Here is a 7,972-nt window from a genome sequence, read left to right on the forward strand (position 1 = left end):
CTCTCGTGATGGTCACAGGCGCTCGATGATGGTGGCGACGCCCATTCCGGCACCGATGCAGAGCGTGATCAGTGCGTAGCGCTCACCCCGGCGCTCGAGTTCGTCGAGGGCCATTCCGGTGAGCATCGCGCCCGTTGCGCCCAGTGGGTGGCCCATCGCGATCGCGCCACCGTTGACGTTGATGCGCTCGTGGTCGATGTCCAGCTTCTTCGCATAATTGAGCACTACCGAAGCGAATGCCTCGTTGACCTCGAACACCGCGATGTCGTCGAGAGTGAGCCCCGCCGCGGTCAGCACCTTGTGCGTGGCCGGAACCGGACCGGTGAGCATCAGCGTTGGGTCCGATCCGGCGACGACACCGGCCACCACGCGTCCGCGTGGAGTCAATCCGCCTGCGCGACCGGCCTCTTCGGAGCCGATCAGAAGCATCGCGGTGCCGTCGACGATGCCGGACGAGTTGCCTGCGTGGTGGACGTGATCGATGCGCTCGACCTCGGTGTACTTCTGCATCGCGACGGCGTCGAATCCGGCGAGCGTGCCCATCCGGGCGAACGACGGCTTCAGGGCAGCGAGATCGGCCGTGGTCGTCTCAGGTCGCATGATCTCGTCGTGATCGAGCATCAGCCGGCCGTTCGCGTCGAAGACCGGGATGACCGACTTCTCGAAGTGGCCCATCGACCAGGCGTGCGCCGCGCGCTGCTGACTGCGCACTGCGAAGGCGTCGACCTCGTCGCGGTCGAACCCTTCGATCGTTGCGATGAGGTCCGCACTGACTCCCTGCGGAACGAAGTAGCTGCCGTAGTTGGTCAGCGGGTCGCACGGCCATGCGCCGCCGTCCGCCCCGAGTGGGACACGAGACATCGATTCGACGCCACCGGCGACGATGAGCTGATCCCATCCGGACCGAACACGTTGCGCCGCAGTGTTGACGGCCTCAAGACCCGATCCGCAGAAGCGGTTGAGCTGAACGCCGGCGACACTGTCCGGCAGGCCGGCAACCATCGCAACGGTTCGGGCGATGTCGCAGCCTTGATCGCCGACGGGGGTGACGACTCCGAGCACGACGTCGTCGATCAGGGCCGGATCGAGCTGCGAGTGCCGAGAGAGCAACGTGGACAACGTGTTCGCAGCCAGATCGACCGGTTTGATGGTGTGCAGTGAGCCGGAGCTCTTACCGCGGCCACGTGGGCTGCGCACTGCGTCGTAGAGGAACGCCTCCATGGTGGTGCCTTTCTGGGGCAACAAGATTGCCGAGTTCTACAGGGAGCGGGAGATGAGGTCTTTCATGACTTCGTTGGCACCGGCGTAGATGCGTGCGATGCGGCCGTCGACGAACATGCGGGCGATGGGGTATTCCTCCATGTAGCCGTAGCCACCGAAGAGCTGCAGGCAACGGTCGACCACCTCGAACTGTCGGTCGGTGGTCCAGTACTTGACCATTGCTGCCGTGGTGACGTCGAGGCTGCCCGAAATGTGCTGCGCCATTGCGTCGTCGACGAAGGTGCGCACGACGCGGCCGATCGTTGCACATTCGGCGAGCTCGAACTTGGTGTTCTGCAGATCGAACAGTGTCTTGCCGAAAGCGCTGCGCGACTTCGTGTATTCGACGGTCTGTGCGACGGCGGCATCGATCATCGCGGCGGCGGCGATGCCGCAGATCAGGCGTTCCTGGGGGAGTTGCTGCATCAACTGCGCGAAGCCGCGACCCTCTGCTTCGCCGAGGAGATTCGCGGCGGGGATGCGGAGCCCGTCGAAGGTGAGTTCGGCTGTGTCCTGGCCCTTCTGGCCGATCTTGTGCAGCACGCGTCCGCGGTGGAAACCTGCGGTGTCGTCGGAGACCTCGGCGACGAGCAGTGACAGTCCCCGGGCTCCCGCGGACGGATCGGTCTTGGCGGCGATGATGATCAGATCGCAGTGAGCTCCGTTGGAGATGAACGTCTTTCCGCCGGTCACGACGTAGTCGTCGCCGTCACGCACCGCGCGGGTGGTGATGCCCTGTAGATCCGAGCCGGTGCCCGGTTCGGTCATGGCGATGGCACCGATCCACTCTCCCGAGCACAGCTTCGGCAGCCACTGCTGCTTCTTCTCCTCGGAGGCGTAGGCCAGGAGGTAGTGCGGAACGATGCCGCTGTGCACGCCGAGCTGCATGGCCGAGTCGCCGGAGCGCACCTGCTCCTCGAACAGCACCGCCTCGTGGCGGAAGTCGCCGCCGCCTCCGCCGTATTGCTCGGGTACCGACATGCCCAGCAGTCCGAGGCTGCCTGCGGTTCGGTAGACCTCGCGGCTGGGGCGCCCGGCTGCCGCGAATTCCTCGCGGTGCGGCGCGACCTCCTTCTCGAAGAATCCTCGGGCGAGCTGTCGCACGTCGGCGAGCTCGGTGGCGAGGTCGTCACTGGTGCGGTCTGCGAGTGCAGTCATGGGGGGTCCTTGGCTCGAAGCGCAACTGTGGTTTATTGGCGCTGTGCCAATAATGATGGCGCGACGGTGCCGTGGATGTCAACCAACGGTGCTCTCCACCCCTGCCCAACTCGAAGTTGTGGACGGATTCGGGCCCGAATCCGTCCCTGCCTTCGAGTTCGGCGGGCGGTCGCTTCTCGAGTTCTCTAGCCGTCGACCGAGCGCAGTAGCGCCACGTCCGAGACGAGTCGGATGTGGTCGGCCATCGCCCGTCCGGCTTCGGCCGGATCCTGCCTGCGCACGGCCTCGGCGATGCGTCGATGATGCTCGAGCGAGGCCTGAGGGCGGTTGGACTGCGACAGTGATTCGATGCGCGTCTCGCGAATGAGGCCGGCGATTTCCCCCATGAGCCTGGCGAGCAACGGTGAGTGCGCCGCCTCGGTGATCGCGTGATGGAACAACTCGTCGCCCGAGTCGCCTCGATTGCCGTCGGTGATCTCGGTGGCCATCACGGATACGGCGTGGTCGATCGCCGCCATTTCGTCGTCGCTGCGACGCGTCGCGGCCAGTTCGGCGAGTTTCACCTCGAGTGCCTCGCGGGCCTCGATCACCTCGGGTAGCCGGTCTGCGTGCTCGCGCAGAGCGCGAATCGCCATGTCTCCCACGGGTCGTCGCACGAGCACTGCGCCGTCGCCGTGCCGGACCGACAGGATGCCCTGCACTTCGAGGGCGACGAGGGCCTGGCTCAGGGATGCTCGGCTGACCCCGAGGTGGCCGGCCAGCTCACGCTCCGGCGGGAGTCGATCGCCAGGGTTCATCTCGCGGTCGGCGATGTGCTTGCACAGCTGTTCGACGATGACCTCGTACAGCCGCGGTCGGGTCACGGGGCGAATTTGCTCAGCCACTGTGTCACTCGCTCTCTGTTCCTCTGGGCCTTCACCCTAGCCGTCCAGGTCAAGGTAACGGCGGACACATTGGGTCTTGACAAGTGATCCACTTCACTGGTTGAGTCCCTATTGACTCAGTGGCCAGTCCAATTAGCCACTGAAGATCTCGGGCAACCGCTCGAGTGATTATTCGAGACGGACCGGAGACCTTCGATGTCGACCGAGTTGATCCCCATCCTTGCGCTCGTCGTCATGTTCCTCGCCGCAACCGTGTTCCCCGTGAACATGGGCGCGTTGGGGTTCGTGGCGGCGTTCTTCGTCGGAACACTTGCCGTGGGCATGGGTGCCGACGACATCATTGCCGGCTTCCCGAGCAGTCTCTTCCTCACGCTCGTCGGCATCACCTACCTGTTCGCCATCGCGCAGAACAACGGCACGGTCGACCTCCTGGTCCGCGGAGCCGTTCGACTCGTCGGAGGCCGGGTGGCACTCATCCCCTGGGTGATGTTCGGTATCACCGGTGTCCTGACCTCGATCGGTGCGCTCGGGCCTGCCGCGGTGGCCATCGTTGCCCCGATCGCCCTCGGTTTCGCCGCGCGCTACAAGATCAACGCCCTGCTCATGGGCATGATGGTCATCCACGGCGCGCAGGCGGGTGGATTCTCGCCCATCAGCATCTACGGCGTCACGGTCAACAACATCGCCGCCGACGCAGGGTTGGTCAACAGCCCGCTCACGCTCTTCCTCGGCAGCATGCTCTTCAATGCCGCGATCGGTGCAGCGCTCTTCATGTTCCTCGGTGGCCGCTCCCTCATCGGACGCAGTGTGCACGACGAGGACGGCACGCGTCCCGACGGTGACACCGGCGGAGTCGGTGGTTCGGGTTCGCGGACGGTCATGCGCGGTTTCGGGTCGTCGACGCCTCGTCCGTCCGGTCAGACGGTCACCGTCGAGAACGCACCGCCTCTTGCCACAGCGGTCAAGGCCATCACCTTCGATCAGATTCTCACGCTCGTCGGCCTGGCTTCGCTTGCGCTGTTCGCCCTCGTGCTCGATCTCGACGTCGGATTCATCGCGATGACGGTGGCCGTGGTCCTCGCTCTCGCATCGCCCAAGGCGCAGAAGGGCGCGATCAACCAGATCAGCTGGTCGACAGTGCTGCTCATCGGTGGCGTGCTCACGTTCGTCGGGGTGCTGCAGGAAGCAGGAACCGTCGAATACGTCGGCGACGCGGTTGCCGGAATCGGAATCCCACTGCTCGTGGCACTGCTGCTCTGCTACATCGGAGCCATCGTCTCGGCGTTCGCCTCCTCCACTGCGATCCTCGGCGTCACCATTCCGCTGGCCGTTCCGTTCCTGCTCGCCGGTGAAGTAGGAGCCATCGGAGTCATCGTGGCTCTGTCCATCGCATCGACCATCGTCGACGTCAGCCCGTTCTCCACCAACGGAGCCCTGGTGCTCGCCAATGCTCAGGACATCGACCGTGATGTCTTCTACAAGCAGATCCTCAAATACAGCGCCCTGGTCGTGATCATCGGCCCGCTGATTGCCTGGGGATTGCTGGTCGTGCCCGGCTGGCTGTAGCAGTACCGCAGCCCGAAGCGGGCGCTCGATGATGGCGGCACGTGTGTTCGACGTGCCGCCATCACGCGTCTGAGCTGGGTAAAGGCACTCAAATCGGTACTTGACTTCTCTTCGGATCGCTGGTCCAATTGAATTGGATAGGCCACTGGCCCAATAATCCAATCCTCCAGGGTTCAGCTCCCACCCCGCTTCGATGCAAAGGATCACTTCGATGCCCCTCAACACGACAGGCAGAACCGGACCGCTCGAAGGCACCGTGGTGGTCGATCTGACCCGCGCCCTGGCCGGCCCGCACGCGGCGATGATGCTCGGCGACCTCGGCGCAGACATCATCAAGGTCGAGACCCCCAAGGGCGGCGACGACACCCGAGTCTGGGGCCCTCCCTTCGTCACTCCGCGTGACGCCGAGCGTGAGTCGACGTATTTCCTCTCGGCCAATCGCAACAAGCGGTCCATCGCACTCGACCTGAAGACCGACGAGGGCCGAGAAGCGTTGGAGCACATGATCGAACGAGCGGACGTCCTGCTCGAGAACTTCCGCACCGGTGTTCTCGACCGACTCGGCTTCTCGCCCGAGCGGATCGCCGAGATCAACCCGCGCACAGTGGTGCTGTCGATCAGTGGGTTCGGCCACGACGGCCCCGAGGGCGGCCGCTCCGGATACGACCAGATCGCCCAGGGTGAGGCCGGGCTGATGTCGTTCACCGGCTCGAGCCCCGACGACGTCCAGCGTGTCGGCGTTCCCATCGCAGACCTGCTCGCCGGAATGTACGGAGCCTTCGGGGTTCTCGCCGCTCTGCGCGAGCGGGACCGCACCGGCCGTGGCAAGGTGGTGCGCACGTCGTTGCTCGCCAGCGTCGTCGGAGTGCATGCATTCCAGGGCACCAAATGGACGGTCGCCGGCGAGATCGGTAAGGCTCAGGGCAACCACCATCCGTCGATCTGCCCGTACGGCCTGTTCCCGACCTCGGATGGTGCCGTGCAGATCTCGGTCGGTAGCGAGGGACTGTGGCACCGGTTCTGTGAGGGCTTCGGTATCGACCCCGACCTCGAGGGCATGGCCACCAACCCCCAACGCGTGGACAGTCGCGACGACGTCATCGAACTCGTCTCGAAGATCTTCCGCACCTACGAGACCGAGCCGCTGCTGACTCTCCTCGACGAAATCGGTGTTCCCGCAGGAAAAGTGCGCAATATCCAAGAGGTCTACGAGTGGGAGCAGACCAAGTCCCAGGGCCTTCTCGTCGACGTCGAGCATGCGACGCTCGGCAAGGTCACTCTTCCCGGGCCGCCCCTGCGATTCTTCGAATCCGACGGCACCGAGGTCACCGAAACCAATCACCTGGCACCGCCGGTACTGGGTGCCGACGACGAACTCGTCCGCGACTGGCTGAAAGAAGCGATCCGATGACCAGAATGACCGCCCTCGAACTTCTCGATCTCGTCATCGATGCCGACAGTTTCGATTCCTGGGATACCCCGACCGCGGACTACGTCGTCGACGACGAGTACGCGAGCGAACTCGCCGCGGCCCGCGAGAAGACCGGATTGGACGAGTCCGTACTCACCGGCTCCGCCACCATCCGCGGCCGCAAGGTGGCCATTCTGCTCGGGGAGTTCGCCTTCCTGGCCGGCTCGATCGGTGTTGCGGCGGGCGAGCGGCTGGTCAACGCGGTGCACCGGTCGACCGACGAGCGGCTGCCGCTGCTGGCGCTGCCGACCTCCGGCGGAACCCGCATGCAGGAGGGCACCGTCGCGTTCCTGCAGATGGTCAAGATCACCGCGGCGATCACTGCACACAAGGCGGCGAATCTGCCATACATCGTCTACCTGCGCCACCCCACCACCGGCGGAGTCTTCGCGTCCTGGGGATCGCTCGGCCACGTCACCGTCGCCGAGCCAGGTGCCCTCGTCGGGTTCCTCGGCCCCCGCGTCTACGAGGCGCTGTACGACGCGAAGTTCCCCACGGGCGTACAGACGTCGGAGAACCTCCAGGCCCACGGGCTCATCGACGCCATCCGCCCGCCCGAGCAGCTCGGCGAAATCGTTGATCGGGCGCTGCGCATCATGACCGACATCCCGTCGTGCCGGCCACGCACAGTCGAGGCGCTGGAGTGGAAGATCGAAGACGTGCCCGCGTGGACGTCGATTCTGGCCTCACGTAGGAGCGACCGTCCCGGCGTCCGCGAGTTGCTGTTCAGTACCGCAGCAGACGTGTTGCCGCTCAACGGAACCGGTCAGGGCGAGTCCGATCCGGGACTGATTCTTGCGCTCGTTCGATTCGGCGCTATGCCCTGTGTTCTGCTCGGTCAGGACCGACGCGGTCAGACGACCAAGACCCCGCTCGGCCCCGCAGCGCTACGCGAGGCCCGACGCGGAATGCGCTTGGCACAAGATCTGAAGCTGCCACTCGTCACCGTCATCGATACCGCTGGTGCCGCGCTGTCCAAGGAGGCCGAGGAGGGTGGCCTGGCCGGCGAGATCGCGCGATGCATCGCAGATATGGTCGATCTCGAAACGCCCACGCTGTCATTGCTTTTGGGTCAGGGAACCGGCGGCGGCGCGCTCGCTCTGGTGCCCGCGGACCGTGTTCTCGCCGCTCAGCATGCGTGGTTGTCTCCGTTACCGCCCGAGGGTGCGTCGGCCATCGTGCATCGGGATACCGCGCACGCCGCCGAGATGGCCACCAAGCAGGGAGTTCGCTCCCTCGATCTCTACCGCGCCGGCGTTGTCGACATCATCATTCCCGAATTGCCCGACGCGGCAGACGAATCGCAACAGTTCTGCGATCGAGTGGGTGCGGTGCTGCATCGTGAGCTCGCCGACCTGATTGCCCAGGATCCATCGATGCGGATGATCGCCCGGGAAAAGCGTTTCAACCGAATCGGTTTCGCGGCTACTGCCTCAGCCTGAAAACCCGCCAGGAACGATCACCCTTCACGAAACGAGACAACCATGACTGCCACGATCGCCGAGTCGAACTCGAAGGTTCCCGAGGATTTCGCCTCCGGTCTCGAAGGTGTCGTCGCGTTCACCTCCGACATCGCCGAACCCGACAAGGACGGTGGCGCACTGCGCTACCGCGGCGTCGACATCGAAGAACT

The 7,972-nt window shown here is 64.9% G+C and carries 6 protein-coding genes and 1 pseudogene; 4 read left to right on the top strand and 3 right to left on the bottom strand.

Features of this window, described 5'->3' with window-relative positions; translation table 11 throughout:
• Positions 1-12: 12 nt before the first annotated feature.
• From CH295_RS11070 to CH295_RS11080, 3 genes are all read right to left on the bottom strand, one after another.
• Entirely contained in the window at positions 13-1,221 is a 1,209-nt protein-coding gene (locus CH295_RS11070) for an acetyl-CoA C-acetyltransferase (RefSeq protein WP_094740698.1), read from the bottom strand.
• Between the two features lie 36 nt (positions 1,222-1,257).
• A complete protein-coding gene (locus tag CH295_RS11075) occupies positions 1,258-2,418 on the bottom strand; it encodes an acyl-CoA dehydrogenase family protein (RefSeq protein ID WP_094740699.1) in 1,161 nt (386 codons plus the stop codon).
• Positions 2,419-2,603: 185 nt separating this feature from the next.
• On the bottom strand, positions 2,604-3,302 hold the full coding sequence (locus CH295_RS11080) for a FadR/GntR family transcriptional regulator (RefSeq protein ID WP_094740700.1): 699 nt from the start codon (positions 3,300-3,302) through the stop codon (positions 2,604-2,606).
• Between the two features lie 195 nt (positions 3,303-3,497).
• Between CH295_RS11080 and CH295_RS11085 the strand changes: the two genes are divergently transcribed.
• From CH295_RS11085 to CH295_RS28230, 4 genes and pseudogenes are all read left to right on the top strand, one after another.
• Complete coding sequence (locus CH295_RS11085) at positions 3,498-4,868, top strand: SLC13 family permease (RefSeq protein ID WP_037187379.1); 1,371 nt, start codon at positions 3,498-3,500, stop codon at positions 4,866-4,868.
• A 211-nt stretch (positions 4,869-5,079) separates the two neighbouring features.
• The gene (locus CH295_RS11090; protein ID WP_037187382.1) at positions 5,080-6,279 is read left to right on the top strand and encodes a CaiB/BaiF CoA transferase family protein; all 1,200 of its coding nucleotides are present in this window, start codon (positions 5,080-5,082) and stop codon (positions 6,277-6,279) included.
• On the top strand, positions 6,276-7,781 hold the full coding sequence (locus tag CH295_RS11095; protein WP_094740701.1) for a carboxyl transferase domain-containing protein: 1,506 nt from the start codon (positions 6,276-6,278) through the stop codon (positions 7,779-7,781). Before CH295_RS11090 ends, CH295_RS11095 begins: the two co-directional genes overlap by 4 nt.
• Positions 7,782-7,823: 42 nt before the next feature.
• Positions 7,824-7,972 (top strand): annotated as a pseudogene (locus tag CH295_RS28230) (citrate/2-methylcitrate synthase); the annotation flags it as partial.

This window comes from Rhodococcus sp. 14-2483-1-2, assembly GCF_002259405.1.
GTDB lineage: Bacteria > Actinomycetota > Actinomycetes > Mycobacteriales > Mycobacteriaceae > Rhodococcoides.

What these genes read in the sequence shown, in the direction of transcription:
- CH295_RS11090 (WP_037187382.1), top strand. Translation starts at nt 5,080, where the DNA reads ATGCCCCTCAACACGACAGGCAGAACCGGACCGCTCGAAGGCACCGTG.
- CH295_RS11070 (WP_094740698.1), bottom strand. Translation starts at nt 1,221, where the DNA reads ATGGAGGCGTTCCTCTACGACGCAGTGCGCAGCCCACGTGGCCGCGGT.
- CH295_RS11095 (WP_094740701.1), top strand. Translation starts at nt 6,276, where the DNA reads ATGACCAGAATGACCGCCCTCGAACTTCTCGATCTCGTCATCGATGCC.
- CH295_RS11085 (WP_037187379.1), top strand. Translation starts at nt 3,498, where the DNA reads ATGTCGACCGAGTTGATCCCCATCCTTGCGCTCGTCGTCATGTTCCTC.
- CH295_RS11075 (WP_094740699.1), bottom strand. Translation starts at nt 2,418, where the DNA reads ATGACTGCACTCGCAGACCGCACCAGTGACGACCTCGCCACCGAGCTC.